General features: G+C 62.6%; 27 protein-coding genes. 19 read left to right on the forward strand and 8 right to left on the reverse strand.

All coding sequences use genetic code 11. The annotated features are described in order from the left end of the window. Positions 1 to 141: 141 nt before the first annotated feature. The 7 genes from A4A58_RS14300 (at position 142) to A4A58_RS14330 (ending at position 7,659) form a co-directional block, all read left to right on the forward strand. On the forward strand, positions 142 to 1,071 hold the full coding sequence (locus A4A58_RS14300) for a bile acid:sodium symporter family protein (RefSeq protein WP_068733111.1): 930 nt from the start codon (positions 142 to 144) through the stop codon (positions 1,069 to 1,071). Further along, positions 1,068 to 2,036, forward strand: a complete 969-nt coding sequence (locus tag A4A58_RS14305; protein WP_068733113.1) for an SDR family oxidoreductase — start codon at positions 1,068 to 1,070, stop codon at positions 2,034 to 2,036. The genes A4A58_RS14300 and A4A58_RS14305 overlap by 4 nt, the downstream gene beginning before the upstream one ends. Next, entirely contained in the window at positions 2,033 to 3,310 is a 1,278-nt protein-coding gene (locus A4A58_RS14310; protein ID WP_068733115.1) for a flavin-containing monooxygenase, read from the forward strand. Before A4A58_RS14305 ends, A4A58_RS14310 begins: the two co-directional genes overlap by 4 nt. Positions 3,311 to 3,359: 49 nt before the next feature. Beyond that, on the forward strand, positions 3,360 to 4,034 hold the full coding sequence (locus tag A4A58_RS14315; RefSeq protein ID WP_068733116.1) for a dienelactone hydrolase family protein: 675 nt from the start codon (positions 3,360 to 3,362) through the stop codon (positions 4,032 to 4,034). A gap of 79 nt (positions 4,035 to 4,113) precedes the next feature. Beyond that, positions 4,114 to 4,593, forward strand: coding sequence for a GNAT family N-acetyltransferase (locus A4A58_RS14320; RefSeq protein ID WP_068733722.1), 480 nt, complete (start codon positions 4,114 to 4,116; stop codon positions 4,591 to 4,593). Between the two features lie 207 nt (positions 4,594 to 4,800). Further along, positions 4,801 to 6,993: an anthranilate synthase component I gene (locus A4A58_RS14325; RefSeq protein WP_068733117.1), complete on the forward strand. Its 2,193-nt coding sequence runs from the start codon at positions 4,801 to 4,803 to the stop codon at positions 6,991 to 6,993. 120 nt (positions 6,994 to 7,113) lie between these two features. Further along, complete coding sequence (locus A4A58_RS14330; protein ID WP_068733118.1) at positions 7,114 to 7,659, forward strand: adenine phosphoribosyltransferase; 546 nt, start codon at positions 7,114 to 7,116, stop codon at positions 7,657 to 7,659. A gap of 178 nt (positions 7,660 to 7,837) precedes the next feature. Here the strand turns inward: A4A58_RS14330 and A4A58_RS14335 are convergent, their stop codons facing one another. Continuing rightward, positions 7,838 to 8,506 (reverse strand): hypothetical protein, encoded by a 669-nt coding sequence (locus tag A4A58_RS14335; protein ID WP_068733119.1) that lies wholly within the window; start codon positions 8,504 to 8,506, stop codon positions 7,838 to 7,840. A 48-nt stretch (positions 8,507 to 8,554) separates the two neighbouring features. Continuing rightward, a complete protein-coding gene (locus tag A4A58_RS14340) occupies positions 8,555 to 9,310 on the reverse strand; it encodes a hypothetical protein (protein WP_068733121.1) in 756 nt (251 codons plus the stop codon). 308 nt (positions 9,311 to 9,618) lie between these two features. On the opposite strand from A4A58_RS14340, the gene A4A58_RS14345 reads away from it, so the two are divergent. From A4A58_RS14345 to A4A58_RS14360, 4 genes are read left to right on the forward strand one after another with little or no spacing between them, the layout of a single operon-like run. After that, the gene (locus A4A58_RS14345) at positions 9,619 to 10,098 is read left to right on the forward strand and encodes a MarR family winged helix-turn-helix transcriptional regulator (protein WP_068733123.1); all 480 of its coding nucleotides are present in this window, start codon (positions 9,619 to 9,621) and stop codon (positions 10,096 to 10,098) included. Further along, on the forward strand, positions 10,095 to 12,161 hold the full coding sequence (locus A4A58_RS14350) for an FUSC family protein (RefSeq protein ID WP_068733129.1): 2,067 nt from the start codon (positions 10,095 to 10,097) through the stop codon (positions 12,159 to 12,161). Before A4A58_RS14345 ends, A4A58_RS14350 begins: the two co-directional genes overlap by 4 nt. Further along, positions 12,158 to 12,367, forward strand: coding sequence for a DUF1656 domain-containing protein (locus tag A4A58_RS14355; protein ID WP_068733131.1), 210 nt, complete (start codon positions 12,158 to 12,160; stop codon positions 12,365 to 12,367). Before A4A58_RS14350 ends, A4A58_RS14355 begins: the two co-directional genes overlap by 4 nt. Beyond that, positions 12,364 to 13,260, forward strand: a complete 897-nt coding sequence (locus tag A4A58_RS14360) for an efflux RND transporter periplasmic adaptor subunit (RefSeq protein WP_068733133.1) — start codon at positions 12,364 to 12,366, stop codon at positions 13,258 to 13,260. The genes A4A58_RS14355 and A4A58_RS14360 overlap by 4 nt, the downstream gene beginning before the upstream one ends. Positions 13,261 to 13,263: 3 nt before the next feature. Here A4A58_RS14360 and A4A58_RS14365 read toward each other — a convergent pair whose 3' ends face one another. After that, entirely contained in the window at positions 13,264 to 14,310 is a 1,047-nt protein-coding gene (locus A4A58_RS14365) for a helix-turn-helix transcriptional regulator (protein ID WP_244499766.1), read from the reverse strand. A 236-nt stretch (positions 14,311 to 14,546) separates the two neighbouring features. Between A4A58_RS14365 and A4A58_RS14370 the strand changes: the two genes are divergently transcribed. The 3 genes from A4A58_RS14370 to A4A58_RS14380 are packed head-to-tail and all read left to right on the forward strand — an operon-like array spanning position 14,547 to position 18,473. Next, complete coding sequence (locus tag A4A58_RS14370; RefSeq protein ID WP_068733135.1) at positions 14,547 to 16,751, forward strand: TonB-dependent receptor; 2,205 nt, start codon at positions 14,547 to 14,549, stop codon at positions 16,749 to 16,751. A 4-nt stretch (positions 16,752 to 16,755) separates the two neighbouring features. After that, on the forward strand, positions 16,756 to 17,220 hold the full coding sequence (locus A4A58_RS14375) for a hypothetical protein (protein ID WP_244499767.1): 465 nt from the start codon (positions 16,756 to 16,758) through the stop codon (positions 17,218 to 17,220). Then, on the forward strand, positions 17,217 to 18,473 hold the full coding sequence (locus tag A4A58_RS14380) for an MFS transporter (protein ID WP_068733140.1): 1,257 nt from the start codon (positions 17,217 to 17,219) through the stop codon (positions 18,471 to 18,473). The genes A4A58_RS14375 and A4A58_RS14380 overlap by 4 nt, the downstream gene beginning before the upstream one ends. Here the strand turns inward: A4A58_RS14380 and A4A58_RS14385 are convergent. Beyond that, a complete protein-coding gene (locus tag A4A58_RS14385; RefSeq protein ID WP_433993626.1) occupies positions 18,445 to 19,413 on the reverse strand; it encodes an ABC transporter substrate-binding protein in 969 nt (322 codons plus the stop codon). The two genes, A4A58_RS14380 and A4A58_RS14385, sit on opposite strands and share 29 nt — an antisense overlap. Positions 19,414 to 19,809: 396 nt before the next feature. Between A4A58_RS14385 and A4A58_RS14390 the strand changes: the two genes are divergently transcribed. After that, positions 19,810 to 20,901 carry a glycosyltransferase family 4 protein gene (locus tag A4A58_RS14390; protein WP_204378179.1) on the forward strand — a complete coding sequence of 364 codons (1,092 nt, stop codon included), beginning with the start codon at positions 19,810 to 19,812 and terminating at the stop codon, positions 20,899 to 20,901. Here A4A58_RS14390 and A4A58_RS14395 read toward each other — a convergent pair. Continuing rightward, positions 20,898 to 21,824: a LysR family transcriptional regulator gene (locus tag A4A58_RS14395; RefSeq protein ID WP_068733144.1), complete on the reverse strand. Its 927-nt coding sequence runs from the start codon at positions 21,822 to 21,824 to the stop codon at positions 20,898 to 20,900. The genes A4A58_RS14390 and A4A58_RS14395 overlap by 4 nt on opposite strands. A 110-nt stretch (positions 21,825 to 21,934) precedes the next feature. Between A4A58_RS14395 and A4A58_RS14400 the strand changes: the two genes are divergently transcribed. Then, positions 21,935 to 22,633 (forward strand): pirin family protein, encoded by a 699-nt coding sequence (locus tag A4A58_RS14400; RefSeq protein WP_068733729.1) that lies wholly within the window; start codon positions 21,935 to 21,937, stop codon positions 22,631 to 22,633. A gap of 56 nt (positions 22,634 to 22,689) precedes the next feature. Continuing rightward, on the forward strand, positions 22,690 to 23,289 hold the full coding sequence (gene wrbA, locus A4A58_RS14405) for an NAD(P)H:quinone oxidoreductase (RefSeq protein ID WP_068733146.1): 600 nt from the start codon (positions 22,690 to 22,692) through the stop codon (positions 23,287 to 23,289). A gap of 13 nt (positions 23,290 to 23,302) precedes the next feature. On the opposite strand, the gene A4A58_RS30315 is transcribed toward wrbA, so the two are convergent. Further along, positions 23,303 to 23,521, reverse strand: coding sequence for a hypothetical protein (locus A4A58_RS30315; RefSeq protein ID WP_139069857.1), 219 nt, complete (start codon positions 23,519 to 23,521; stop codon positions 23,303 to 23,305). Positions 23,522 to 23,580: 59 nt separating this feature from the next. Here A4A58_RS30315 and A4A58_RS14410 point away from each other — a divergent pair, with 59 nt between their 5' ends. After that, on the forward strand, positions 23,581 to 23,955 hold the full coding sequence (locus tag A4A58_RS14410; protein ID WP_068733148.1) for a winged helix-turn-helix domain-containing protein: 375 nt from the start codon (positions 23,581 to 23,583) through the stop codon (positions 23,953 to 23,955). Positions 23,956 to 24,104: 149 nt separating this feature from the next. Further along, positions 24,105 to 24,671, forward strand: a complete 567-nt coding sequence (locus tag A4A58_RS14415; protein ID WP_068733150.1) for a DUF2478 domain-containing protein — start codon at positions 24,105 to 24,107, stop codon at positions 24,669 to 24,671. Between the two features lie 89 nt (positions 24,672 to 24,760). On the opposite strand, the gene A4A58_RS14420 is transcribed toward A4A58_RS14415, so the two are convergent. Then, entirely contained in the window at positions 24,761 to 25,423 is a 663-nt protein-coding gene (locus tag A4A58_RS14420; protein ID WP_068733152.1) for a sulfite oxidase-like oxidoreductase, read from the reverse strand. A 29-nt stretch (positions 25,424 to 25,452) separates the two neighbouring features. Next, positions 25,453 to 26,688, reverse strand: a complete 1,236-nt coding sequence (locus A4A58_RS14425; RefSeq protein WP_081421889.1) for an MFS transporter — start codon at positions 26,686 to 26,688, stop codon at positions 25,453 to 25,455. Between the last annotated feature and the right edge of the window lie 255 nt (positions 26,689 to 26,943).

Consider the following 26,943-nt stretch of genomic DNA (forward strand, 5'->3'; position numbering starts at 1 on the left):
CCGATGGGGCCCTTTTTCGTTTTCAGCCTGTGCGCGCCCGGACCATGGATTCTCGCGGAACCGTTGACTAAGCTTTCGCGCAAAGGCGGGAGACGCGGGCTCGGTGAGCGTCACGGATATCCACGCTCATCGGGGGGATGGATGGCGGGCGCGGCGATCGACGATATTCTGTTGAACATCAGTCCGGGCGGCCAGATGGCGCTCGGCATCGTGCTGGCGCTGATCATGTATGGCGTCGCGCTCGATCTTCGCGTCGCCGATTTCGTCGATATGTTTCGACGTCCGGCGGCGCCGCTCGCGGGGCTCGCCGCGCAACTGATCCTCCTGCCGGCGGTCACATGGGCGATCACCATGGTGTTAAAGCCGCAGCCCTCCATCGCGCTTGGTATGATGGTGGTGGCGGCCTGTCCCGGCGGCAACATCTCCAATCTCATCACCCATATGGCGCGTGGCAACACCGCGCTGTCGGTGTCGATGACCGGCATCTCCAGCCTGCTCGCGTCCGTCACGACGCCGCTGAACATCCTGTTCTGGGCCGGGCTCAATCCGCAAACCGCCGCCCTGCTGCGCCAGGTGAGCGTCGATCCCGTCTCGTTCATTGGATCGACCGTGCTGCTGCTCGGCGTGCCGATGGTTGCCGGTCTGCTCACGGTGCGTCATCTGCCGGGGCTGGCCGACCGTCTGCGCCGGCCGCTGCAGATCCTGTCTTTCGTGTTCCTGATCGGATTTATTTTGGCCGCGACGATCACCAACTGGCGCTATATCTCGGTGTTCGCGACGGCGGTACTGCCTTTCGTCGTGCTGCATAACGCGATCGCCGTCGCACTTGGCTGGGGCGTCGCGAAGATCCTTGGGCTCAGCGACTACGACACCCGCGCGCTCACCATCGAAGTCAGCATGCATAATTCCGGCCTGGGGCTGGCGCTGATCCTCACGCAATTCGACGGTCTCGGCGGTGCGGCCTTGGTTGCGGCCGGGTGGGGCGTCTGGCATCTGGTCTCCGGCTGGGCGCTGGCGGCCTGGTGGAAACGGCGCGACCCGCATCCGGCACGCATTGAAGGTGCGGCATGAGCGACGCGATGGCGAATAGCGGCGTGCTGATCACCGGCGCGGCAGGCTTCATCGGCAGTGCTTTGCTGCGCGCATTCGCGGCCGGCGGTGACGGGCCGGTGACAGCGCTCGATCTGCGCGAGGTGCCGTTGCAAGAGCGCCTCGACGGCGTTGCCTATGAGCACGGCGAAATCCGCGATCCCACGTTGAAGGAGGTCATCGCCCGCGTGAAGCCGCGCACCGTGGTGCATCTCGCCTCGGTCGTTGCCGTCGGAGGCGACGACCGGCGCGACTATGAGATCGATGTGCTGGGCACGCGCAATGTGCTGGAAGCCTGTCTCGCGGCTGGTGTCGGCCACCTCATCGTCACCTCAAGCGGCGCGGCCTATGGCTATCACGCCGACAATCCCGTCCCGTTGCGCGAGACCGATCCGCTGCGCGGTAACGAGGATTTCCCTTATGCACGCAACAAGCGTGAGGTCGAGGAGATGCTGGCGCGCTGGCGTAACGATCATCCGCAATTGCGGCAGACCGTGTTTCGTCCCTGCACGGTGCTGGGGCCGACCACGAACAACCAGATCACCGCATTGTTCGAACGTTCTGTCGTGACTGGTCTGAGCGGCACCGTAACGCCGTTCTCGCTGATCGCTGATTCCGATGTGGTTGCGGCGCTGGCGCAGGCCGTGCGCACCGGCAAGGGCGGCATCTATAATCTCGCCGGCGATGGTACGCTCAGTCTGCGCGAGATTGCGCAGCTGAATGGCAAGCCGTTCATTCCAATTCCGCCCGCGGTGATGAAGGGCGCGCTGTGGTTGCTGCATGCGCTCGGGCTGACCAAACTGACGCCGCAGAATGTCAAATTCATCCAGTATCGTCCGGTGCTCGACAATACCCGGCTCAAATCCGAATTCGGTTACGCACCGCAGCTCGATGCGCGTGCCGTGTTCGAGCGCTATCGCGACGAGCGCCCGGAGCCGATGTCATGACTTTCCTCGTCATCGGTGCTGGCCCCGCAGGTCTTGCCGCAATCCAGAGCCTGAAGGTCGTTGGCCACGCGGTGGAAGCGGTCGAGCAGAACGCCGATGTCGGCGGGCAGTGGCTGTATGGCGCCGCGCCGAGTGCGGTCTATGCCTCGACGCATCTGATCTCGTCAAAGCGCACCACGGCCTTTGCTGATTTCCCGATGCCCGAGGACTGGCCGGCCTATCCGGGCCATCGTCAGGTGCTGGATTATCTGCAGAGCTATGCCCGGCATTTCGATCTCTATCCGCTGATCCGCTTCAACACCGGTGTGCGCAGCCTGACGCGGCAGGGAAGTGGATGGCACGCTGCTTTCAGCGACGGCACGTCGGCAGACTATGCTGGCGTCATCATCGCCAACGGTCATCTCAGCGATCCCCTGATCCCCAAAACGTCAGGCACCTTTGATGGCCCGGTGATGCATGCCAAGGACTACAAGACCGCCGATATCTTTGCTGGCCAGCGCGTGCTGGTGGTCGGTATGGGCAATACCGGCTGCGACATTGTCGTCGATGCGGTCCATCGCGCGGATAAAGTGTTGTGGAGCGTGCGCGGCGGCAATCATTTCGTGCCGAAGTTTCTCGCCGGAAAACCGGCCGACGAAGGCAATCACAAGCCGAAGCGCTTCATCATTCCGAAGAACCTGCGCTCAAAGCTGCACGAGCCGATCCTGCGCTTCATCGTCGGCGCGCCGGAGCGCTTCGGTCTGCCGAAGCCGCAGCACCGGCTCTATGACCGCACGCCGATCGTCAATTCGCTGGTGCTGCAGCATCTCGGCCAGGGCGATGTCGGTTTGCGCAAGCCGGTCCGCGAATTCAACGGCAAGTTGGTCGTGTTTGCCGATGGCCGCTGCGACGAGGTCGATCTGGTGTTGCTTGCGACCGGCTACCGGATCACGTTTCCGTTCCTCGGCGATCTCCGTGCACTCGATTGGCAGGACGCGATCGGTGCGCCGCGGCTGTTCATGAACGTGTTTCCATCGGAGGATAACGGCCTGTATGTGGCCGGGCTGCTGGAAGGCGCGGGCGTGGGCTGGGAAGGGCGTGCATTGCAGGCCCGCGTGATCGCAGCCTATCTCGCGGCCAAGGCCGCGCGGCCGGATGCGGCAGCAGCGCTGCGGCAGGAGATCACGCAATGGTTCGCGCAACCGCCACGGCGGGACGGCGGCGAACACGGACTGTTTGTCGATTTTCTGACCTACAAGCGAGACCTGCAGCGCGCGCTGGCCCGGTTGAGTTGACAGGTGAGGGGTCTATAAGTTGCCCCGAACCATTCCAGCGGAGGACATCATGGGAACATCGATCAGCTTCAAGCGCCCCGACGGCAAGGAAGCCAAGGGCTATCTCGCCAATGCCCAGGCCGGCAACGCGCCGGGCGTCGTCGTGATCCAGGAATGGTGGGGTCTGCAGGAGCAGATCAAGGGCCTGGCCGATCGTCTTGCGCTGGCCGGCTTCGATGCGCTGGCGCCTGATCTCTATAACGGCGTGGTCGTGCCCTATCACGACACGGACGCTGCCGGCAAAGAAATGAACTCGCTCGATTTCATGGATGCCACCACCCAGACGGTGCGCGGCGCCGCGCAGTATCTGTCGCGCAACGGCGCAAAAGTCGGTCTCACCGGTTTTTGTCTTGGCGGCGCTGTGACCATCATCGGCTCGTGCAAAATCCCTGAACTCAAGGCCGCCGTCGCATTCTACGGCATTCCGCCGGAGCAGGCGGCCAAGCCCGCCGATGTGCAGGTGCCGCTGCAGGGCCACTTCGCCAATCGCGATGACTGGTGCACGCCTGAAGTGGTCGACAATTTCGAGAAGGGCCTGAAGGCCGCCGGCAAGTCCGCCGAGTTCTTCCGCTATGATGCCGACCACGCTTTCGTCAACGAACAGCGCGTCAGCGTACATGACCGCGAAGCCGCCGAACTCGCTTGGGGCCGCGCGACGGCGTTCTTCAAGAAGCATCTGGGATAAACGATTGGCGGCGGCCGCGCCCTCGGCGCGTCCGCTCGCCGGCTTGATGCGTGATCGGTGAGCATGTACTCGGATGCCGATGACAGCCGACTTCACCATTTCCGATCTCCGCAACACGCCCCAATTCTTCGACACCGTCGCCGACCGCATCTGGCAGGCGTGGTGGAAACGCCATGGCGTGCCTGACGCCTATATCGTCGAGCGGCTGCGCGAAAACATGCAGGGGACGGACCTGCCGATCGCGCTGGTGGCCCATCGTGGGCCAGACTTTCTCGGAACGGCGTCGCTGCTGGTGTCCGATCTCGACGAGCGTCCGCAATACACGCCTTGGGTCGCGGCGGTCTGGACCGAGCCCGATGCCCGCAAACAGGGCATCGCCCCGGCGCTCATCGAGCGGGCCTGCCTGGAGGCCTTCTCCCGCGGTCATGCCCGGGTCTATCTCTGCGCTGCCCCGCCCCGTCGGGCCTGGTACGAGAGCATCGGCTGGACCCCGATCGAGGACGGCGTCGGGGCGCTCAAACTGACGGTATTCGTCCGGGAGCGGCCGGAGGCCGTTTAGTCCCTTGACCTTACGGGCCGGCCATGGTGATTTGCCCGCCATGAGCACCCCTGTCCGCAACAGACGTCGTTGGTGGCGCACCTCCTGAAGAGGTGGTCGGTGCGATTTGCTTATTTTCAATCGTCGAAGGCCGCCATCGCAGTGCGACGGCCTTTGCTTGTTTGTTCTGTGTGGCGCCCCCTCCGGCATGTTTCCTAAGAGGACACCATGAACAGGACTGTGTTTTCGCTCCCCGCTGACAGCGCCTACAAGACCCGTGCGGGTCTCTCCGTAGCGCGCCATGTCGATTATTTCACCGGCGGCACCGCGCTGGACGATCTGATCGTCCGGCTCGACCAGCGCCGCGGCGTGGTGCTGTCGTCGGGCACCACGGTGCCCGGCCGCTATGAGAGCTTCGATCTCGGTTTCGCCGATCCGCCGCTGCTGCTGGAAACCACTGGGACGGATTTCACGCTGACGGCGCTGAACAAGCGTGGCCAGGTGTTGATCGCCTTCCTCGCCGATACGCTGCAGGATCCCTGTATCGCGCTCGACGGGCGGACGATGTCGAAGCTCAAGGGCCACATCATCCGCGGCGAGGCGCCGGTCGAGGAAGACCAGCGCACCCGCCGCGCCAGCGTGATGTCGCTGGTGCGCGACATGGTCGCGCAATTGTTCTCCTCAGACGATTCCATGCTCGGGCTCTATGGCGCCTTCGCCTATGACCTCGTGTTCCAGATGGAAGACCTGAAGCAGAAGCGCACGCGCGAGGCCGACCAGCGCGACATCGTGCTGTATCTGCCCGACACGCTGCTGGCCTATGACCGCGCTACAGGCCGCGGCGTGCTGATGTCCTATGACTTCACCTGGAAGGATCGCTCCACCGAGGGCTTGCCGCGCGATACGCCCGACAGCGGCTACAACAAGGCGCCGCGTCAGGGCTTTGCCGATCACGCGCCCGGCGAATATCAGCGCACGGTGGAAAATGCCCGTGCCGCCTTTGCGCGCGGCGATCTGTTCGAGGCGGTGCCAGGTCAGTTGTTCGCCGAGCCCTGCGAACGTTCGCCGGCGGAGGTTTTCCAGCGCCTCTGCGTGATCAATCCGTCACCTTATGGCGCGCTGATGAATCTCGGCGACGGCGAGTTTCTTGTTGCGGCATCGCCTGAGATGTTCGTGCGCTCCGACGGTCGCCGCGTCGAGACCTGTCCGATCTCCGGCACCATCGCGCGCGGTGTGGATGCCATCGGCGATGCCGAGCAGATTCGCCAGCTCCTGAATTCGGAGAAAGACGAATTCGAACTCAACATGTGCACCGATGTCGACCGCAACGACAAGGCGCGCGTCTGCGTTCCCGGCACCATCAAGGTTCTCGCGCGGCGGCAGATCGAGACCTATTCGAAACTGTTCCATACCGTCGATCACGTCGAAGGCATGCTGCGGCCCGGTTTTGATGCGCTCGATGCGTTCCTGACCCACGCATGGGCCGTGACCGTGACCGGTGCGCCGAAACTGTGGGCGATGCAGTTCGTCGAGGACAATGAGCGCTCGTCGCGGCGCTGGTATGCCGGTGCGATCGGCGCGGTGTCGTTCGACGGCGGCATCAATACCGGCATCACCATCCGCACCATCCGCATGAAGGACGGCCTCGCCGAAGTTCGTGTCGGCGCGACGCTGCTGTTCGATTCGGATCCCGTCGCCGAAGAGAAGGAATGCCAGACCAAGGCTGCAGCCCTGTTCCAGGCGCTGCGCGGCGATCCGCCGAAGCGGCTGTCGGCCTTCGCGCCGGATGCAACCGGCTCGGGCAAGAAGGTCTTGTTGATCGATCATGACGACAGTTTCGTGCATATGCTGGCGGATTACTTCCGTCAGGTCGGCGCGACCGTTAGTGTGGTTCGTCATGTCCATGCACAGACCGTCCTGAACCGCGAGAGTTTCGATCTGCTGGTGCTGTCGCCGGGGCCGGGACGTCCCGCCGATTTCGGCATAGGCAAGACACTCGATACCGCGCTGGACAAGAAACTGCCGGTGTTCGGCGTGTGCCTGGGCGTGCAGGCAATCGGCGAATATTTCGGCGGCGTGCTGGGTCAGCTCGCGCAGCCGGCGCATGGTCGGCCATCACGGGTGCAGGTGCGGGGCGGACGGTTGATGAACGGTCTGCCCAATGAAATCGTCATCGGCCGCTATCACTCGCTGTTTGTCGAGCAGGACAGCATGCCCGATGTGCTCACCGTGACGGCCTCGACCGAGGACGGTGTCGCCATGGCCATCGAACACAAGACGCTGCCGGTCGGCGGCGTGCAGTTCCACCCGGAATCGCTGATGTCGCTTGGCGGCGAGGTCGGCTTACGCATCGTCGAAAACGCATTTCGTCTCCGTTCTTCTCCCTCCCCCCTTGCGGGGGAGGGAAGGGGTGGGGGGTAGTCACAAACGACGTCGCCCGCGGACCCCCACCCCAGCCCTCCCCGCAAGGGGAGGGGGCTACGGCGCCAGCTGCAATTTGGTACATTCACTTATCGAACTTGAATCCGAGAAATCACCCTGATGACACCCGAACTCGCGCACGATCTCAAAGCCTCTGTCCGCACCATTGTGGATTATCCGAAGCCGGGCATCCTGTTTCGCGACATCACCACACTACTGGGTGATGCGCGCTCGTTCCGCCGCGCGGTGGATGAGCTGGTGCAGCCCTGGGCGGGCCTGAAGATCGACAAGGTCGCCGGCATGGAAGCGCGCGGCTTCATCATCGGCGGCGCGGTGGCGCATCAGCTCTCGGCCGGCTTCGTGCCGATCCGCAAGAAGGGCAAGCTCCCGCACACGACCGTGCGCATCGCTTACTCTCTTGAATACGGCATCGACGAGATGGAAGTGCATGCCGACGCGATCAAGCCCGGCGAGCGCGTGATCCTGGTCGATGATCTCATCGCCACCGGCGGCACGGCCGAAGGCGCGGTGAAACTGATGCGCCAGATCGGCGCCGAGGTGATGGCGGCCTGTTTCATCATCGACCTGCCGGATCTCGGCGGCGCGGCGAAGCTGCGGGCGATGAATGTGCCGGTGCGGACGTTGATGACGTTCGACGGGCATTGATCTTTCTTAACCTCTCCCCGCTCTGCGCGGGGAGAGGTCGGCGCGCAACGCCGGGTGAGGGGCAGGGCACGACCCTTACATCGACTACGGTCTTTGCGGATCGAAGAGCCCCTCACCCCACCCCTCTCCCCGTAAGGGCGGGGCGAGGGAGCTATCATCGCAGGCTTTGGAGTACGCGTTACGATCCCTGCAGCAAAAGTCCCAGCTCGATCTCCCGAAAGCTGAAATAATTCTTCCTGATCCACTGATGCAGCTCGGTGGATGAATCCTGCTCCGAGCGCAGATAGCCGGTGAAGGAGAAGTTCAGCCGGTCGATATAGGTCTTGAGGAACACCGGCAGCGCCGCGATACGCAGCATGCGGCCCTGCGCCAGCACCACCGGGATTTCGCCGCGCAGCACGTGTTCGTTGTCGATCACATAAAGCGAATTGCGGGTGAACTGCTGCTGCAGCATCTCGTAGCCGCGCAATGAGGCACGGTCGCTGTCGCCCATGAAGAACACGATGGGCGCCACGCCGCGGCGTGCGGCTTCCTTGGCGAAACCGATCTCGCCGGTCATTTTGAAGAATTCGTCGAAGGCGAAATAGCCGAGGTCGATCACCTTGGCGACGTCGTCGTTGATGATGAGCCGGTCCATCAGCGACATCTTGCCGAACGTGTCATTGACGTCGGCGGTCTCGGTCAGCTTCGGCAGGAAATCCAGCAGCGACGGTTCTTTCAGGCTGACATCGAAACCGATGACATCGCCGCGCTGCAGCTTCAGGAATTCGCACAACAAGCGCGCGACAAGGGTCTTGCCGACCATCGGTCGCGTCGAGCAGATGATATAAACGGGCGTGCGTCGCATCGGCGCAATATCAGGCGAATCCGACGCCGCTCCAATCGTTAAATGGACTTACTTCTCGCCAGGGCTGCGGGCGCCGGGCTTGTCGTGGACGATGTCGGTCAGCTTGATGCGGTCGAATTCGCTCCAGACATTGGCCAGCCAGTGCCGGACATAGCCGCGCAGCACGAACGAATAGTTCGCGGTCTCGTCATGCGGTCCCTTGTTGGCGACGAATTTCAGGAACGGCACGCTGGAGACTTCGACCTGCTCATAGGCCATTTCGTTCAGTTTCGGGATGGTGATCTCGGTGGCGCCCTTGATCCGGTGGAAATAGGAATTGTAGGTCGCCTGATCCCATTCGAAGAAGCTGGTGTTGTTGATGAAGTTCTTCACCAGGAAATACTTGGCGCCGTCCATGAAGCCGGCGGTCTCGGCGATCTCGTCCAGGGAGGCGATCGACGGGCCCAGGATGTGAAACACGGCAAAGGTGATCTGGCCGGACTTGGCGGCATCGAGGAAGCCGATATCACGCAGATCGGCCAGCGCCCGCGACAGCAGGCCTGCGCGGACGTCGATCACGGTCACCGAGGGTGATGCGCTGTTGAGCGTATCGAAGATCTTCATCTGGTCAGCCGTGGTCGTCATGTCGACGATCTCGGTAATGTCCGAATGGAACCGCTTCAGCGTGCCACGCGGCGACTCGGTGTCAAAAGCGCGCGTCGGGACGTTATTGGCGCTGAAATAATCCAGAACCGTCCGTGAAACCGTGGTCTTGCCGACCCCACCTTTGTCCGCGCCGACGACAATCACTGCTGGCTTCGCCATGGAATTCCTTTGCCGCTTTCAAATGGAGCATCCGCGCGATGGAGATTCGCGCGCCGGAGAACACTACCCGATGCCTGCTTTGGGCGCGAACATGGCAGAAACAAGGGGGATTTCAATCGTTGAAAGATATGGCCCACGGAAATCATTGGGAAATTCTCAATATTTGGCTGCCGGCGTTGTTTCCCACATTAGAACCTCCCGACCAGACTTGCAGGTCCTGGGGTTGCCGCGCGGCGCTCACCACACCGTGATTAATGCGGTGCACAAAATAGATTGCAGGCTAATCGATAGCATCCTATCTAATTTCCATGCCCCACTCCCAAACGCATATCCAGGCCGAGCTGGGCCTCTTGGTTGCGCGATTGGCACGGGTCTGGCGCCGCAAGGCTGACCAGACCCTGTCGGCGCACGGCCTGTCCGAAGCCACGGCCCATCCGCTGCTGATCCTGTCGCGGCCTGGACGGGAGAATGTGCGTCAGGGCGTGCTCGCCGATGAAATGGGGCTTGAGGGCCCGTCGGTGGTCCGGCTGATCGATCTGCTGGCCGCCGAAGGGCTCGTCGAGCGCCACGAGGATCCGACCGATCGCCGCGCCAAGGTGCTGCATCTGACTCCGCTCGGCGAAGCCAAGGCCGAGGAAATCAGGCGGGTGATGCGCCGGCTGCGCGGTGATCTGATGAAAGGGATCGCGCCGGACGAACTCGCCATCGCTTTCGATGTGCTCGGACGGATAGAGCAATCGGCCAATCGCCTGTATGAGGCCGCCGAGGAGGCGGACGCACTGCCATGACCTCCACTGCTGCCCAGCCGCCGTTTCTCGTCCGCCACGCCGATATCATCTTCTCTGTGAAAACCTTTATCGCGGGCATGATGGCTTTGCTCATCGGCTTTGCGATGGATCTGCCGCGGCCCTATTGGGCGCTCGCCACGGTCTATATCGCCTCGCAGCCGCTGGCCGGAGCCACGCGTTCGAAGGCGCTGTTTCGCGTCATCGGCACTCTGGTCGGCGCCTCCGCAAGCGTCGTGCTGGTGCCGAACCTCGTCAATTCACCCGAGCTGCTCAGCCTCGCTATCGCGCTGTGGGTCGGCCTCTGCCTCTATGTCTCGCTGCTGGACAGGACGCCGCGCGGCTACCTGTTCATGCTCGCGGGCTACACCTGCGCGCTGATCAGCTTTCCCTCGGTCAATGAACCCGCCGCGATCTTCGACACGGCTGTCGCGCGCAGCGAAGAGATCATCGTCGGCATTCTCTGCGCGACATTGGTCTCGACCATCCTGCTGCCGCGCAGCGTCGGTCCGGCGGTTGCAGCACGGGTCGATACCTGGCTCGCCGGCGCGCGCAGACTGACGCAGGACGTGCTGGCTGGTCGCAGCGCCGATCCGGCGACCCGCGACCTGCGCCTCAGGCTTGCTGCCGATGCCGTCGATATCGATACGCTGGCCGATCATCTGGCCTATGACCGGCTCGGCGGACGCGAAACCTCGCGCTGGATGCGCGCGCTGCGCACCCGCATGCTGACATTCCTGCCGTTGCTGTCCTCGATGGGCGACCGCATTGACGCGCTGGGCGGGGATGCGCGGGCGCACCATCCGCAATTGATGGCGCTGGTCGACGACGTCTCCGCCTGGATTGCAGACAACGGCATCGCGCGTGAGCCGGCTGACAGGTTGCGCAGCATGATTGCCGTACAGCAGCCGACCCTGAGCGCGTCGTCGTCGTGGAACGAGATCATGATCGCGAGCCTGTTGCTGCGGATGCGCGAGCTCGTCGATATTTCCGCGGATTGCCGGGTCCTCAATCAGGCGATTGCCGAAGGCGGCCGTCCGCCGGGCGCGAAACTTGCTTTTCAGGCCGAAGCCGGCGTCGCGCCGGTGCGGCATGTCGATCACGGCATGGCGTTGTGGTCTGCAGCTGGCGTGTTCGTCACGATTCTGGTCTGCTGCGCCTTCTGGATCGCCACCGGTTGGACGGATGGCGCGACAGCGCCGACCATGGCGGCTGTCGGCTGCTCGTTCTTCGCCAGCATGGACGATCCGGCGGTAGGGCTGCGCGGCTTTGCCAAATGGACGCTGGCGGCGATGGTCATCATCGCGCTCTATCTGTTCGCGATCCTGCCGGCGATCACCGATATCGAAGTGCTGGTCGCCGCGCTGGCGCCGCCGTTCCTGCTGTTCGGCTATCTGATCGCACGCCCCGCGACCTTCTTCGTCGGCATGCTGCTGGCGGCGAATACCGCAACGCTGATGGCCCTGCAGACGACCTACAATGCTGACTTCGCGAGTTTCGCCAATTCCAGCGTGGCTTTCTTCGTCGGCACCGAGCTGTCCGTCATCTCGATCCAGTTGATCCGCTCGGTCGGTTCCGAATGGAGCGTGAAGCGCTTGATGCACCGCGGCTGGGTTGCCATCGCGCAGGCCGCCGAACAGCGCGGCAATCGTGACCGTGCGGCCTTTGCCGGGCTGATGCTGAATCGGATTGGTCTCCTCGCGCCGCGGCTGACGGCGCTGAAAGATTCCGAACTGCGCATGGTGGATAACCTGCGCGAATTGCGCGTCGGGCTGAATATCGTCGATCTGCGCCGGGCGCGTCATCATCTCTCGTCGCCGACGCTCCATGCGATGGACACGATGTTGGACGAACTGGCCGTGAGCTTCCGCAACTACAAAGGCGGCGCGATGTCGGAGCCGCTGCTGGCGAAAGTCGATCACGCGCTGTCTGAGGCAATGGGTGAGCGCGGGGCAGGGCGCGCGGACGCGCTGATCGGCCTCGTCGGCATTCGCCGCGGTCTGTTTCCGACGGCACCGGCCTATCTGCCCGAATCGGGGCTTCATGCCGGGAGTGTGGCCGCATGAGATATGAAATCGATCTGTTCGGTGTGCTGTTGCCATCGCTGATGCTGTGGCTGGTCATCACTTACGCCATCGGCGCGCTGCTGCGTCCGTTGATCGAGCGCTCGGGCCTCTATCGCTATGTCTGGCACCGCGCGCTGTTCGATCTTGCTCTGTACGTCTGCCTGCTGGGCGGCGTGGTCTATTTATCCTCCGGATTGCTGTCATGAAAAACGCTGTGAGTTTCGTTCGTCGTTTCGCCGTCACCGCGCTGGCCGTCGTCGCCGCGCTCGCGGTGGGGCGCTATCTCTGGGTCTATTACATGGATGCGCCGTGGACACGTGACGGCCGCGTCCGCGCCGACGTGGTCACCGTGGCGCCGGATGTGTCCGGTTTCGTCACCGAGATCTTGGTGCGTGACAATCAGAAGGTGACGCGCGGCGATGTCATCATGCGGATCGACCGCGCGCGCTTCGGGCTGGCGCTGCAGCAGGCCGAGGCGGTCGTGGCCGGTCGCAAGGCCAGCCTTGAGCAGGCCGATTTGGATCTGAAGCGCTACAATGACCTTACCACCGCGGCGGTATCGCAGCAGAAGAAGGAGCAGGTGCTGGCGACGCAACTCCTCGCCAAGGCATCACTGGATCAGGCTGTTGCCGATCAGGCGGTGGCGCAGCTCAATCTCGATCGCAGCGAGGTTCATGCGCCCGTCTCGGGCGTGATCTCCAACATGGACCTGCGCCCGGGCACCTATGTCACGGCCGGCAAGGGCGTGATGGCATTGGTCGATACGGCGAGCCTGCATGTCGATGGCTATTTCGAAGAGACCAAGCTGTCTCGGATTCATGTCGGCGATCCCGTCCATATTCACTTGATGGGCGATGCCGCCAAGCTTACCGGCCATGTCGAGAGCGTCGCCGCCGGCATCGAGGATCGCGACCGCGCGGAAGGCAGCAACCTCCTGGCCAATGTGACGCCGACCTTCAGCTGGGTTCGCCTCGCCCAGCGCGTGCCGGTGCGTATCGCGCTGGATCCGGTGCCGGCCGGCGCGACACTGGTCGCAGGGCGCACGGCCACGGTGGAGATCCTGCCGGGCAACGGGACGACGGTGGCGAAGGCGAATTGAGGATCAAGCGAGCGTGTCCGGCTCCGGCGCAGTATCCAGCAGCATGGCCTCGAACCGTGCGCGGATCTCGCGGGGCGTGGCACCGAAGCGCTTCTTGAAGGTGCGGTTGAAATAAGAGAGGTCGCCGAAGCCGACCTCGAAGGCGATGGTGCTGACGGCGCGATCCCCGCGGTTGCCGTCGCGCAGCATATGGAAGGCGCGCTCGAGCCGACGCTCCAGCAGATAGTCCGAGAATGTCCGGCCTTCGGCCTCGAACAGTTTCTGGAAGTAGCGTGCGGTCACGCCATGCGTCGTCGCCAGCCGTTCCAGTGATAGCGTCGGCTGGCTGAGGCTGGCCTCGATATCGGCCTTAAGCGACAGCAGGCTGATGGTCGGCCGATCCTGGCGCCATGCCGCGCGCCGCGCCGGCGCATCGGCCTCATCGATCATGGTGGCGACGAGGCCGTTCATATAATCGATGGCAAGGCCCGTCAGCGCGGCCGAATTCATCGGCAGCAAGCCGCGCATCACCGCGGCGGCGTAATGGCCGAGCGCGATCAGTCCGCCATTGTCATGGGCGATGTGGCGCAACCCGGTATGGCCGTTGCTGGGGAGTAGCAGGCAGTCGACACGGCTCACATCATTCATGATGAAGGTGGTGGCGCGGCCGGGATCGAGAATGATCGCCTCGCGTGGCATGCATGTCTGGCGCTGGCCATCCTGCTGGACGATCACGACGCCGTCCGAGGGGCGCAGCACAAGAATGTCCTGCAGCGAGTCGACGCCAGTCGTGGCGGTATCGTCGTCGGGCATGGTCCAAAGCGGTGCGGGATCGAAACACGACATCAGTCCGAGATGCGGCTGCATCCGCAGGATCGCCTTCGACTGGAACGGCGCTGCGCGAAACGATCCCAGCGAATTGCGCTGCACGGTCTTCCACGGCAGGCGGCTCTCAAGCGGCTTGCGCAGGGTGTCATCGATATCGTCGGCAACCAGCCAGAGCGGCACGAGCGGACAATCGGGAGCGGCATCGACGCAGGATGAGGACCGCGACTGATGCGCGTTTGCCACAGCATCGAATCCAAACCGCTTCGTTCGCTCCAGTCCGACTATCAATTCACCGAGTCCAAGTCATGCAATGGGCTGTGCCGTATCGCTGTGACGATAGACGGAATGCACAGGCGTAAGAAGAGTAAAGCCGCGGCTGGAATTTACATTGATTCCAAACTACTGCGGCCTCGGTCGAATTGACCGGCTCGGTTTCTCCAGTGCTTCGTCGCCACGAACATACGGAAGATTCCGAGCTCATGCGTTACAGCCAGTTCCTTCTCATCCCCGCCGTCGGGTTCATGTCGTCGCAAGCCGTGGCGCAGCAGAGCGCTGGTGTCACGCTCGACGAGATCACGGTAACGGCCGCGCGTGCCCAGCGCTCGATTTCGGATATTCCGCAGACCGTGCAGGTGATCGACCAAAAGGAAATCGACGAACAGCTCAAGCAGAGTGGCAGCGCATCCGCGCTGCTGGCCAAATTGCTGCCGGGCTTCTCGGTGTCGAACCAGACCATCTCCGGCGCTTCCGAAAGCTATCGCGGCCGCGACCTCCTGGTGCTGATGGACGGCGTGCCGCTGACGACGCCGCTCCGCGACGTCTCGCGCGTCCTGTCGCTGATCGATCTAAATTCCGTCGAGCGCATCGAACTGGTCGCTGGTGCATCGAGCCTCTATGGCGCCGGCGCGACAGGCGGTACGGTGAATTTCGTCACCAAGAAAGCGCAGCCGGGCGGTCCGCGCGTCAGCGTCAACACGGCGCTGCGCACCTTCACCGCAGATCCCGGCGGTTCGCTGGCACCCGAGCTGTCGGCCAGCGTCAGCGGCAAGCACACTAATGGCATCGACTATGTGTTCGTCGGCAGCGGCCGCGGCGCGCAGAAGACCTATGATGGCGCGGGCCGTGAACAGCCATCGGACGCCATGCTCGGCCAGGGAGGCGGCGATCGCCTTGCCAGCGGTAATTTCCTGGGCAAGATCGGTTACGATTTCGATGGCGGCAAGCGCATCGAAGCCTCGATCAGCCAGTTCTATCTCGACCAGACGCCGAAATACCTCACCGACTATTCCGGCGCCTATGCGAAGCCGGATTTCACCAAGCCCTATACCGGGCAGAGCGTGCTCGAAGATTCGCGCTCGTTCCAATTGCGCTATAGCGATACCGACTTCGTGCTCGGCAATCTCAGCGTGGTCGGCTTCTATAACGACATCAAGAAGCGCTTCAACTATTCGGAGTTCTCCTATCCCTATAACTCGCTGGTCTATTATTCCGGCAACCCGCTGAGCCCGACCAGCCCCGCCAACCAGACTACGCTGTATTCCGAACGCGGTGGCGTCAATCTGACGATCGATACGCCGCTCGACCGCATCTGGAACGGCGCCAAGGTGACCTGGGGTACCGACGTCGTCCATGACAAGACATGGCAGACACTGACCGATGGACGCGATGTCTTCACGCCGTTGACCCAGGTGACGACCGCCGGATTTGCATTGGTACAAGTCCCGATCACCGATCGGCTGACCGCGCGCGGCGGCGTTCGCTACGAGCATTTCGATCTCAGCGTCGACGACTTCCTGCGTCCGGCCGCCTATGCCGCGATCTCGCCCGTGACGCGCTTCGTTCTGCCGGCGCTCAATGTTATCGGCGGCCAGTACGAATATGCCTCGCCGACCTACAATCTCGGCGCGACCTTCAAGCTGAACAACAAAATCGATCTGTTCGGTGGTTTCTCACAGGGCTATGCGCTGCCGGATGTCGGCGCCTATACGCGCCGCGCCGGCCTGTCATCCACGGCCTTTGCCTGTCCGGTAGCGACGCCGAACTGCCTGCCGTTGGCGCGCCAGACCATCTCCTTCACCTCGATCGCGCCGGAAGCCCAGATCGTCAATAACTACGAGATCGGCATTCGCGGCGGCGACGGCCCCTACAAGGGCAGCATCACCGGCTTTGTCAGCACCTCCGAGAAGGGCGTGACGTTCGATCCGGTTACCAACCTGATCTCGCAGCAGAAGGAAATGATCTACGGCGTCGAATATATCGGCGAGATGGCGATCAACCGGAGTTTCACGCTGGGTACCACGATCGGCTACAAGGAAGGTCGCTACGACACCAACAAGGACGGTGTGCTCGACTCGTGGCTGCCCAACAACCGGATCGGCAGTCCGGTGCGCGGTCTGATCTTCGGCGACTACCGCTTCGACAACGGCATCAAGCTGCGCGTCGAGGGCGAGGGCTATGCCGCTCGCAATCGCGGCATCAACCTGACCAATACGGTCTATCCCATTGAAGGCGGCTTTACGATGAATGCCGCGCTGAGCGGGCCGGTCTATGGTGGCGAGGCCTATGCTGCGGTCAACAACCTGTTCGACGCGGAATTGCAGAACCCGACCGCAACCTCAGTGCGCAACCTGCCGGTCTATTCCTGGGGCCGCACCGTGACGGTCGGCTATCGCAAGACGTTCTAAGGGCGTGATCCCGAAAAGTGGTCGCCGCTTTTCGGATCAGATCACGCTCAAACAAGACAAACCTTCCAAGGCCACTTCCCAGGGAGTTCTAATTGCCATCATGGTGGATCTGGAGATTGATGGGAGCCTGCTGACGCTACGGTTCCTGCCGCCTTACGCGGAGTCGGACGAGCGCGATTATCTGGCCGCGCTGGCCCGGGTCGGCGAGCATGATGCGCCATTCGAACTTCTGACCGTGTTCGGGGGCGGCGGGAAACTGTCCGTCGCCGGTGAGCGGGAGCAGGCGCTGTGGTTCAAGGCGACGCGCGGCCATATCTCCGCGCGCTGCCGTGCTGTGGCTATTGTACGCCCCGGCGCCAACAAGAAGATGGAAGAGACGTTTCAGAAACTCTGGCCGATGCCGCTCGTGGCACTCGAAGACGAGAGCGCCGCGCGAGCCTTCCTCGCCGGACATCGGGGTATCGCATGAACACCGTCGAGCTTCACGCGGCGGATCCGGTTGCGATTATGGGACGCAAGCGGCTGTTCGTCGTGCTCGGCGGGCTGTATCTCGCTCAGGCGATCCCGTCCTACCTGTTCGCGGCGGCCCTGCCGCCGATTATGCGCGAGGCCGGTGTGTCGCGCAGCGAGATCGGCTATCTCAGTCTCTGGTTCCTGCCGCTGCTGCTGAAGTTTTTCTGGGCCCCCGTCGTCGATCGCATTCGTCCCTTCGCGCGGGCGCATCGTGCCGGCTGGGTGATCGTGACGCAGACGGGCGTGATTATCAGCCTGCTGTGTCTGATCCCGCTCGGCGCAACCAATATCTGGGGCATCATCACGGTCGGCCTGTTCGGTTCACTGCTGATCTCGACCCAGGACATCGCCACTGACGGCTATGCCGCGAAATATCTCGCGCCGGAGGATCGCGCCATCGGCAATGCGATTCAGGGCGGCTCGGTGGCCTTCGGTGTCGTGATCGGTGGCACGCTTGGGCTGGTGCTGTATGCGCAGATCGGCTGGACCGGGATGCTGCTGACCATCGCCGGCTTCTCGCTGATCCCGCTCTTTGCCGCCTTCGCGATGCGCGAGGATGAAGCCGAACAGATCGATCCCGCGAAGCCGCGACCTTCGGTGATGGCCTTCCTGCGTCGCCGCGAGGTGCGCAACATTCTCTGGATCGCGCTGATCTACCGGATGAGCGAAGGCCTCGTGAAGGCGATGGAAGGCAGCTACCTCGTCGATGCCGGCGTGCCGTTGACGCAGATAGGCTATCTCTCGGGTGGTGCCGCGACGACGGCGGGCCTCGCGGGCGCGGCCGGTGCGGCATGGCTGCTGCAGCGTTGGGGCACCGGTTGGACGCTGGGCCTGCTGGGCATTCTCCGCACCATCTGCTTCGCGCTGTTTACGGCGCATGCGCTGGGTGTGATCTCGGGCTTCTGGCCGATTTTCGGTGCGGCCGGCTTCCAGACCCTGATCCGCTATATGGAGATCGTTGCGCTCTACAGCCTGTTCATGGCCGCAGCGTCGAAGGATCAGCCGGGCACCGACTTCACGATTCTCGCCTGCGCCCAGCTGATCATCTATTTCATCGGCTCGATGCTGTCGGGCCGCATCGCCGATCTGTTCGGCTATGGGACGCTGTTCAGCGTCGCCACACTGTTGTCGCTGATCGCGGCGATTGCGACGATGCGCATTCTCGCCGCGCAGACATCCGCTAGTTCGAGGCCGGCGCAGCCTGCGTGAAGCTGCGGTCCACCGCCTTGCTGACATCGACCTGCTTCGACAGAATTCCGTAGCGCGCGGCGCGATCCGAGGCTTCCTGGAATTCCTTCACCACGCCATCGTCGATGGCGATCGGTCGTGTGTCCTGCGCCTTGTAGGCGCGCACCAGCACGTCTTCCGGCAGTTTGGTCAGTTCGGCGGTGTTTTTCGCATAGTCTTCGATATGCTCGCGCGACCAGTTACGCGCCTTGTTCAGCCGTTGCAGGAAGTCCGTGACGGCCTCCCGCTTGGTGGCGATGGCCTGATCGGAGGCGATGATGAAGGTCAGCGTCGGCGTGAGACCGGCACCGTCGGCGACCACGCGTGCGTTATCCTTCAGCACGGCGTAGGAGATGTAGGGCTCCCATACGGCCCAGCCGTCGATCGAACCGGCGAGAAGTGCAATCTTGGCATCGACGGGACCGAGCGGCGCGAAGGTCGCGTCGGTGATCTTGTAGCCGGCTTTCTCCAGCGTGGCGTCGATCAGGAACTGGCCCCAGCCGCCGCGTGTGCCGGCGAGGCGCTTGCCCTTGAGATCGGCGGCCGTCTTGATCGGGGAGTCGTTGCGCACGAGGATCGCCTGCGTATCGGCATTGGCGCGCACGCCGCCGATCGCCTTGATCGACGAGCCGTTGGCATAGACCGTCAGGAAAGCGAGGTCGCCGGTGTGGCCGATATCGAGCGCGCCGGCATTGATGGCTTCGAGGATCGGCGCGGCCGCAGGGAATTCCGACCACTGGATCTTGTAGGGCAGATCCTTGGTCAGTCCAGCTGCTTCCAGCAGCGAACGATTGCCACCTTTCTGATCGCCGACGCGCAACGTGATCTGGTCGGCTGCGAAAGCGGACGTAGCAAGCGCTGCGCTGAAGGCTGTGGCGATGAGCGTTGATAGCAAACGGCGCGAAGTAGAAGAGGCGGTCATGGTCATTTTCTCTGATGCAATGGCGTGCATCAAAGCTACGTTCAGTGCGGTTCCAGTCAATGAAATGGCTGACTGAATATGATCGCGCGGAGGCAACGAATGTAGCGTTGCTGGAAGTGGCGTGGAAGTTTTGCACTCTCTCGAAATCTGCTGTGTTTTGGCCCACTTTCAACCTGGGTGCGCATTCCAGCGCAACTCTGCCGCCTTTCCGCCAGAATTCGCTTCCGCGGGGCATTTGGTGCGCCGCAGAATAGCCACGAGCGTCAGCCGAAATAGGGAATGGATTACTCCGAACAGACAAAAACCCTGGCGCTATTTCGCAATCGGGCCGTTTGGAGCGCGACGGATTTGGAAGTCGCCCGGCATTCGGGCCGGGAGCATTTCAAAGTGGGGTGTGTGCTTCAATTGATTTCGTCGCTGACCGTGGGCGGGTCCGAGCGACTGCTGATCAATTTCGCTGCCAGTTGCACGCCGGGAGAGGACATTCCGCAGGTTTTCGTCGTCATCAACGACTTTTTCCATCCCGACCTCGCTGCCGAGCTCTCCGCGACAGGTCATCCGGTCTACTTCCTCAAGCGTCCACCGGGGAACCGCAATCCACGTGTCATTCTAAGCTTACTCAACATCGTCCGCCGTCACGATATTCGTATCATCCATGCGCATGACAGCGGCGCCAAGCACTTCGCCATGTTAAGTAAATTGTATCGTCCGATGAGTGTCGGCTACACGATTCACAATACCGGCCTCGTCAACGCGTGGGACCGCGTAAAGCTTCGGCTGCATCAGCGGTTCGTCGATTGGAACATCGCGATCTCTGCTGCGGTCGAGCGTGAATGTGAAGCTGTCAAACTGAAGCGCCTGTTCAAGGTGCATAACGGCATCCCGCTCGCGACATTCGATAAGGTGGCGCGGCAACGTCGCTTCGGCTCGCCGCTGCGGCTGATCAACGTGGCCCGCATCTATCCGAAACAGAAGGGCCAGGACATTCTGATCAAGGCGGTCAGTCTCTGCGCGGCACGCGGGCTCGACATTCGCTGCGATTTTGTCGGCAGCCCACCGGAGGGCGACGAGTCGACCCTCCTGAGTTTGAAAGCGCAGGCGATCGCCGAAAATGTCGCCGATCGTATTCGCTTTCTGTGTGGGCGCACCGATGTGTGCCGTCCGCTGGACGAGGCCGATATCTTCGTCCTGCCATCGCGTTTCGAAGGTTTCGGACTGGTGCTGCTCGAAGCCATGGCGGTCGGCCTGCCTGTCATCGCCGCGGATGTCGATGGCCCGGCCGAACTGCTGGTGGATGGCTCGAACGGTATCAAATTCAAGGTCGGATCCGCCGAGGATCTCGCCGACAAGATCGCGGCGCTTGCGGCGCAGCCTGAGCTTGCCGCGAAGATCGCAAGGACGGCGAAGGATTTCGTCACCGAATTCGATATCGCCAATATGCGCGACCAGTATTTCGGCATCTACGGGCAGATGATGAAGGCGAGCTAGCCTGATGTCCTGCGTGGGCGCTTGCCGGTGGCGGCGAGTTTGTCAGCCAGAAATTCCAGCAGCACCTCGACGCGGGCAGGGCGCGGGCCGCCCGGTGGCGTGACGAGGTAGACACCGCTCGATGATTGCGACCAGTCCTGCAACACGGCTTCCAGTGCGCCGCTCGCCAATGCGTCGCCGACGATGAAATCCGGCAGGTCGCTGATCCCCAAGCCGGCGATCAGCGCAGGCAGCAGCGCCTCGCCATTGTTGACGCGGAGCGGCCCGGCCGGCCGAACGCTGGCCTGTTCGCCGGCCGCATTGATGAAGTGCCAGACGCCGGGGGTCGAGAGATAGGTGTAGCCAAAGCATTTGTGGTCGGCGAGGTGCATGGGATGCGTCGGCCGGCCGTATTTCGCGAAGTAGGACGGCGCGGCCACGATGTAGCGACGCACCGGACGCAGCCGCCGCGCGATCAGGGATGAGTCCGGCAGTGCGGCGATACGGATCGCGGCGTCAAAACCTTCGCCGATCAGATCGACGGTCGCGTCGCTGAGGCTGAGGTCGATGGAGACCTCCGGATACAGTGCCAGAAATTCCGGCAGCAGCGGCGCCACTGTATTGGTGCCATAGGTCATCGGCACGGCCAGCCGTACCAGCCCGCGCGGTGTCGCCGACTGCGCCAGTGCCTCGTTCTCGAGCGCTTCGCCGTCCGCCAGCAATTGCGCAGCCTTCACCGCCAGCGTCTTGCCGGAGTCGGTCAGCGCCAGCCGCCGTGAGGTCCGGTTGAACAGTCGTGCGCCCAACCGATCCTCGAGCCGGCCGACCGCCTTGGAGACGGTGGCCTTGGACAGGGTCAGCTCGGCCGCCGCCGCCGCAAAGGACCGCAGCTCGACCACCTTGGCGAAAATCGCCAGCGCCTCGAAGTCGGGAAGTTTGGGCATCTCAAAATCCGAAACGATGAGTTTCCATCATTTCTATTTATGCACCATCTGCGAGGGCATATCCAGGTGCCCACGGGATGCAGATGCATCGACCGTCGGAGACTTTTCTCATGATCGACCTCAGACCTTTCGACAAACTCGGCGGCGCCGACCACGGCTGGCTCAAGGCCAAGCATCACTTCTCGTTCGGCAGCCACTACGACCCCGAGAATATGGGCCATGGCAGCCTGCGCGTCTGGAACGACGACGAGATCGCGCCGAACACCGGTTTCCCGGCTCATCCGCATTCCAACATGGAAATCATCACTTATGTCCGCGAAGGCGCGATCACGCATCAGGACAGTCTGGGCAACACGGGCCGCACCGAGGCCGGCGACGTCCAGGTGATGAGTGCGGGCTCGGGCATCCGGCACTCCGAATACAATCTGGAGGCGTCGACCACGCGGATCTTCCAGATCTGGATCGAGCCTACGCAGACGGGCGGCCAGCCTTGCTGGGGCGCCAAGCCGTTTCCGAAGGCCGATCGCTCCGGCCAGTTCGTCACCATTGCCAGCGGCTTCAAGGACGACGCCGGGGCACTGCCTATCCGGGCTGACGCCCGGGTGCTGGCCACCACGCTGAAGGCCGGTGAGACCGCGCAATATCCGCTGGGTAGCTCGCGCAACGGCTACCTCGTGCCGGCGGCCGGCGCGATCGAGATCAACGGCATTCGCGTCAACGCCCGCGACGGCGTCGCCATCCGCGATGAGGCCAATGTCACGATCAGGGCGCTGGAAGATTCCGAACTCGTTCTGGTGGACGCGGCCTGACGGCGCCCACCGATCATTAACCCGACCTATTCATCCCAATCCAACGGAGACTGACCATGACCAAAGTACTCGTTCTGTATTATTCCGCTTACGGCCACATCGAAGCGATGGCCAATGCCGTCGCTGAAGGTGCACGCGAAGCCGGCGCCACCGTCGACATCAAGCGCGTGCCTGAACTGGTGCCTGCCGAGGTTGCCAAGGCGTCCTACTACAAGATGGACCAGGCTGCCCCGATCGCGACCATCGACGATCTCGCGAATTACGATGCGATCATCGTCGGCACCGGAACCCGCTTCGGCCGCATGTCCTCGCAGATGGCCAACTTCCTCGATCAGGCCGGTGGCCTGTGGATGAAGGGCGCGCTGCATGGCAAGGTCGGCGGCGCCTTCACCGCGACCGCGACCCAGCATGGCGGCCAGGAAACCACGCTGTTCTCGATCATCACCAACCTGCTGCATTTCGGTATGACCATCGTTGGCCTCAACTACGGCTTCCAGGGCCAGATGAAGCTCGACGAAGTCACCGGCGGCTCGCCCTATGGTGCCACCACCCTGACCGGTGGCGACGGCAGCCGCCAGCCTTCGGCCAACGAATTGGCCGGTGCCCGTTATCAGGGCAAGGCGATCGCCGAGACCGCGAAGAAACTTCACGGCTAAGCTGCGTGGCTAACTAAAAAGAGATGGCTGACAAGAGAAAGGCGGCGTTCTGATTGCAGAGCGCCGCCTTATCTATACTGGAACAAACGGATTCGATTTCATTATGCTCGACGTGTATTTCATCTATCAGCTGGCCCGGCGGCCGCTGCACGCGATAGCCCGGAAATGGTTTTGTCGCGGCATCGCGCATGTGACCAGGGGCGAAGTCGTTTGCCCCGAATGCCGCCAACACTGAAACGTTCCTTGATTGTTGGACTGGCAAGGTTGCGTCTGGGGACGTAGACTTCGGCTATGTCCAAGCCAGCCAGCCCGCCCGCGCCAGCCCTCAGTATCCGCATCGACCTCGATCCCGAGGGACGAATCGGACCGGGCAAGATTCAGCTTCTCGAACATATTCACGCCACCGGTTCGATTTCCGCCGCTGGCCGCGCCATGGCGATGTCCTACAAGCGCGCCTGGGATCTGGTGGATGAACTCAACCGGATCTGCGGGCAGCCTGCCGTCGAGCGCCAGACCGGCGGCAAGAATGGGGGCGGGGCGATCCTCACGCCATTCGGCCTGACGCTCATCAAGCGCTATCGTGGCATCGAAAACGCAGCGACCACCGCCGCGCGCAAGGAGCTGCTGGCGCTGAAGGGCGATATCGGCAAGAAGCGCAGATTCTAACCGGTCAAGCCGGCGGTATCACCGTTGTATCCGGATAAATATATCGTGACGGTCACCCCGATCGCGCTTTCGAATGGCTCTATTCTGGAATAGGATTGATCGATCCTTGGTCGCTCGTGGCGCGCCGTGGTCTAAACTGGAACTTCGCAATGTTCGACGCCCAATGCGATCTGGCTGCGCTTGTCTATGACAAGGATCAGGATCCCGACGCAGTGTTGCACACCTTCGCGGCGGATTTGAGCAAGCAGGGCATTCGCGCCGTCGGATTGGTGCAGCTCGGGCATCGCGAATTCGACGTGCCGAAGCTCACTGCAGTGATGCTCCATACCGGTGCGCAGGTGCGCTTGTTTCAGGATCTCGGTCCCGGCGCCAAGGGTTGCAAGCTCGATGTCGGGCAATTGCTCGATGCCGGCACGCAGGTTGCCGATGCCATCGACGAGGGCGCAGATCTCGTCATCATCAACCGGTTCGGCAAGCAGGAGCGCGAGGGCAAGGGGCTCGCTTATCTGATCGAGCGCGCGCTCTCGAGCGATATCCCGGTGGTCATCGCCGTGCCGTCGCATCGCTTTGCCGAATGGATCGCATTTGCCGATGGCATGAGCGTCAAACTGCATTGCGATCGCGAGTCGCTCGACGGCTGGTGGGCGAAAGTCTCTTGCCGCACCGAGGGACTGATACGTCAGGACCATCGCAGCGTTTGCGAAGTGCTGAAGTAGAATTTCTCTTCATAGCCGTAGCAAGCGACCTGTCGCGGCATCACTGCGAGAATATCGCGCGCAATCACGTTTCCATCAACGCGTCGCTATCAATCGTCCGAATATCGCTGCTCTTGCCAGGGATCGCCGCGGTTGTGATAGCCGCGGACTTCCCAGTAGCCCGGCTTGTCGTCGCCAACGAATTCGATGCGCTGTAGCCACTTGGCGCTCTTCCAGAAATACAGATGCGGCACGATCACACGCACGGGGCCGCCATGGTCGCGCTCGATCGGTCTGCCTTGCCACGAATGCGCCAGCAGCGCGTCTTCGGCGGCGAAATCTTCCAGCGACAGATTCGTCGTGTAGCCGTCATGGGATTCCAGCACCACGAAGCGCGCCTCGGGCTTCGGCTGGCAGGCATCCAGCAGCGCACGCGTCGACAGTCCCTCCCACTGGTTGTCGTAACGCGACCAGGTGGTGACGCAATGAATGTCGGAGATGAAGGTCGATTGCGGCTGCGCGGAAAACTGCGTGAAATCCCAGAACAGCGGCGTCTCGACGGCGCCGTAGACATCGAGGCGCCAGCGCTCGCGGGGGATGTCGGGCGTGATGCCCAGATCCAGCACCGGCCAGTCCTGGGTCAGGTGCTGGCCGGGTGGAAGCCGATGTTCTCCGGGGCGCGCAATCTTGCCGGTGAGAAACCGGCCCTCGCGCGCCCAGCGCTGTTTGGTCTGCGTCAGCTTGGATTCCGGCGGGGTGTGGTCCTCGGTCATGCTGACGCTCCTTCTCTAGACTGGGGCCGTCACTCGTGACGATGCATCGCCGACTTGTGCTTGGTGTCGCGCATGGTGGCGTAAATCAGCAGCGACAGGAAGATCATGCCCGACAGATAATAGTAGAACCACTGTTCATGACCGATCTGCTTGAAGTAAAGCGCGATCGCCGGCGCCGTACCGCCGAAGATTGACACCGTCAGCGCATAGGGCACGCCGACGCCCAGGGCGCGGATATTGGTCGGGAATAGTTCGGCCTTCACCACGGCGTTGATCGAGGTATAGCCGGCCACGAACACCCAGGCGCCGCAGATCAGCAGGAACGCTATGAACGGCGACTTGGTGGCCTGCAACGCTGTCAGGATCGGAACGGTCGCCAGCGTGCCGGCAACGCCGAAGAAGATCAGCAGCGGCTTGCGGCCGATGCGGTCGGAGATCGCGCCATAGATCGGCTGCAGCAGGCAGGCGAACACCAGCGTGCCGAAGATCACCGTCGTGGTCTGGTCCGCGGTGAGGCCGACCGAGAGTTTCACGAAGGTCTGCATGTAGGTGGTGAAGGTATAGAACGCTGCGGTACCGCCGGCGGTGAGGCCGACAACCAGCAGCAATTCGCGCGGATAGGCCATCAGCGCGCGCAGCGAACCCATCGGCTTGGCCTGCTTCTTCGCTTCAACGAACTGGTCAGTCTCGTGCATGTCGCGCCGCATCACGGCGGTGAAGACCGCAAGACCCGCGCCGATCACGAACGGAATGCGCCAGCCCCAGTCCTTCAGCTCCTGCTCGGTGAGGAACACCTTCTGCAGCAGCAGCAGAACGATGATCGCGGTTAGTTGGCCGCCGATCAGGGTGACGTACTGGAAGCTCGAATAGAAGCCGCGATGCTTGGGATCGGCAACTTCCGAGAGATAGGTGGCGCTGGCGCCGTATTCGCCGCCGAGGCTGAGGCCTTCGATGATGCGGGCGAGCGCAAGCAGGATCGGTGCCGCGATGCCGATAGTGGCATAGGTCGGCGTGCAGGCAATGATCAGCGAGCCGAAGCACATGCACAGGACCGAGATCGTCAGCGATATACGACGGCCATAGGTGTCGGCGAGATAGCCGAACAGCCAGCCGCCGAGCGGCCGCATCAGGAAGGTGGCGGCAAACAGTACGGCCACATTGAGCTGCTGAACCACGGGGTCGGAGTTGGGGAAGAAGGCCGGCGCGAAATACAGGGCGAAGGCTGTGTAGGCGTAGAAGTCGTACCATTCGACGAGATTGCCCATCGAGCCGATGAAGATCGCCTTGATGCGTTTTTTGGCGTCGTCAAAATGGAGTTTGCCGTCCGCCGGTGGTGCGAATGTATCAGCCACGTAGAGCCCTCGTATTCCGTGAAATGAAATGTCCCGTTGCCACGCGCGGCACGAAAAGCCAATGCCGCGGAATGCATTGCTGCTGGCAGGATCGTGCTGTCAGGCGATGCGTGCATCCCGGCCGCGGCCACGCATGACTAGCCGCGATGTGCGACAATGTGGCTTAGA

The sequence above is a fragment of the Tardiphaga robiniae genome (assembly GCF_001618955.1).
Classification (GTDB): Bacteria; Pseudomonadota; Alphaproteobacteria; order Rhizobiales; family Xanthobacteraceae; genus Tardiphaga; species Tardiphaga robiniae_A.

Bases quoted from the DNA above. Each gene is read 5' to 3' on its own strand.
- A4A58_RS14300 (WP_068733111.1), top strand. From the start codon at position 142: ATGGCGGGCGCGGCGATCGACGATATTCTGTTGAACATCAGTCCGGGC.
- A4A58_RS14305 (WP_068733113.1), top strand. From the start codon at position 1,068: ATGAGCGACGCGATGGCGAATAGCGGCGTGCTGATCACCGGCGCGGCA.
- A4A58_RS14310 (WP_068733115.1), top strand. From the start codon at position 2,033: ATGACTTTCCTCGTCATCGGTGCTGGCCCCGCAGGTCTTGCCGCAATC.
- A4A58_RS14315 (WP_068733116.1), top strand. From the start codon at position 3,360: ATGGGAACATCGATCAGCTTCAAGCGCCCCGACGGCAAGGAAGCCAAG.
- A4A58_RS14320 (WP_068733722.1), top strand. From the start codon at position 4,114: ATGACAGCCGACTTCACCATTTCCGATCTCCGCAACACGCCCCAATTC.
- A4A58_RS14325 (WP_068733117.1), top strand. From the start codon at position 4,801: ATGAACAGGACTGTGTTTTCGCTCCCCGCTGACAGCGCCTACAAGACC.
- A4A58_RS14330 (WP_068733118.1), top strand. From the start codon at position 7,114: ATGACACCCGAACTCGCGCACGATCTCAAAGCCTCTGTCCGCACCATT.
- A4A58_RS14335 (WP_068733119.1), bottom strand. From the start codon at position 8,506: ATGCGACGCACGCCCGTTTATATCATCTGCTCGACGCGACCGATGGTC.
- A4A58_RS14340 (WP_068733121.1), bottom strand. From the start codon at position 9,310: ATGGCGAAGCCAGCAGTGATTGTCGTCGGCGCGGACAAAGGTGGGGTC.
- A4A58_RS14345 (WP_068733123.1), top strand. From the start codon at position 9,619: ATGCCCCACTCCCAAACGCATATCCAGGCCGAGCTGGGCCTCTTGGTT.
- A4A58_RS14350 (WP_068733129.1), top strand. From the start codon at position 10,095: ATGACCTCCACTGCTGCCCAGCCGCCGTTTCTCGTCCGCCACGCCGAT.
- A4A58_RS14355 (WP_068733131.1), top strand. From the start codon at position 12,158: ATGAGATATGAAATCGATCTGTTCGGTGTGCTGTTGCCATCGCTGATG.
- A4A58_RS14360 (WP_068733133.1), top strand. From the start codon at position 12,364: ATGAAAAACGCTGTGAGTTTCGTTCGTCGTTTCGCCGTCACCGCGCTG.
- A4A58_RS14370 (WP_068733135.1), top strand. From the start codon at position 14,547: ATGCGTTACAGCCAGTTCCTTCTCATCCCCGCCGTCGGGTTCATGTCG.
- A4A58_RS14380 (WP_068733140.1), top strand. From the start codon at position 17,217: ATGAACACCGTCGAGCTTCACGCGGCGGATCCGGTTGCGATTATGGGA.
- A4A58_RS14385 (WP_433993626.1), bottom strand. From the start codon at position 19,413: ATGACCGCCTCTTCTACTTCGCGCCGTTTGCTATCAACGCTCATCGCC.
- A4A58_RS14395 (WP_068733144.1), bottom strand. From the start codon at position 21,824: ATGCCCAAACTTCCCGACTTCGAGGCGCTGGCGATTTTCGCCAAGGTG.
- A4A58_RS14400 (WP_068733729.1), top strand. From the start codon at position 21,935: ATGATCGACCTCAGACCTTTCGACAAACTCGGCGGCGCCGACCACGGC.
- wrbA (WP_068733146.1), top strand. From the start codon at position 22,690: ATGACCAAAGTACTCGTTCTGTATTATTCCGCTTACGGCCACATCGAA.
- A4A58_RS14410 (WP_068733148.1), top strand. From the start codon at position 23,581: ATGTCCAAGCCAGCCAGCCCGCCCGCGCCAGCCCTCAGTATCCGCATC.
- A4A58_RS14415 (WP_068733150.1), top strand. From the start codon at position 24,105: ATGTTCGACGCCCAATGCGATCTGGCTGCGCTTGTCTATGACAAGGAT.
- A4A58_RS14420 (WP_068733152.1), bottom strand. From the start codon at position 25,423: ATGACCGAGGACCACACCCCGCCGGAATCCAAGCTGACGCAGACCAAA.
- A4A58_RS14425 (WP_081421889.1), bottom strand. From the start codon at position 26,688: ATGGGCAATCTCGTCGAATGGTACGACTTCTACGCCTACACAGCCTTC.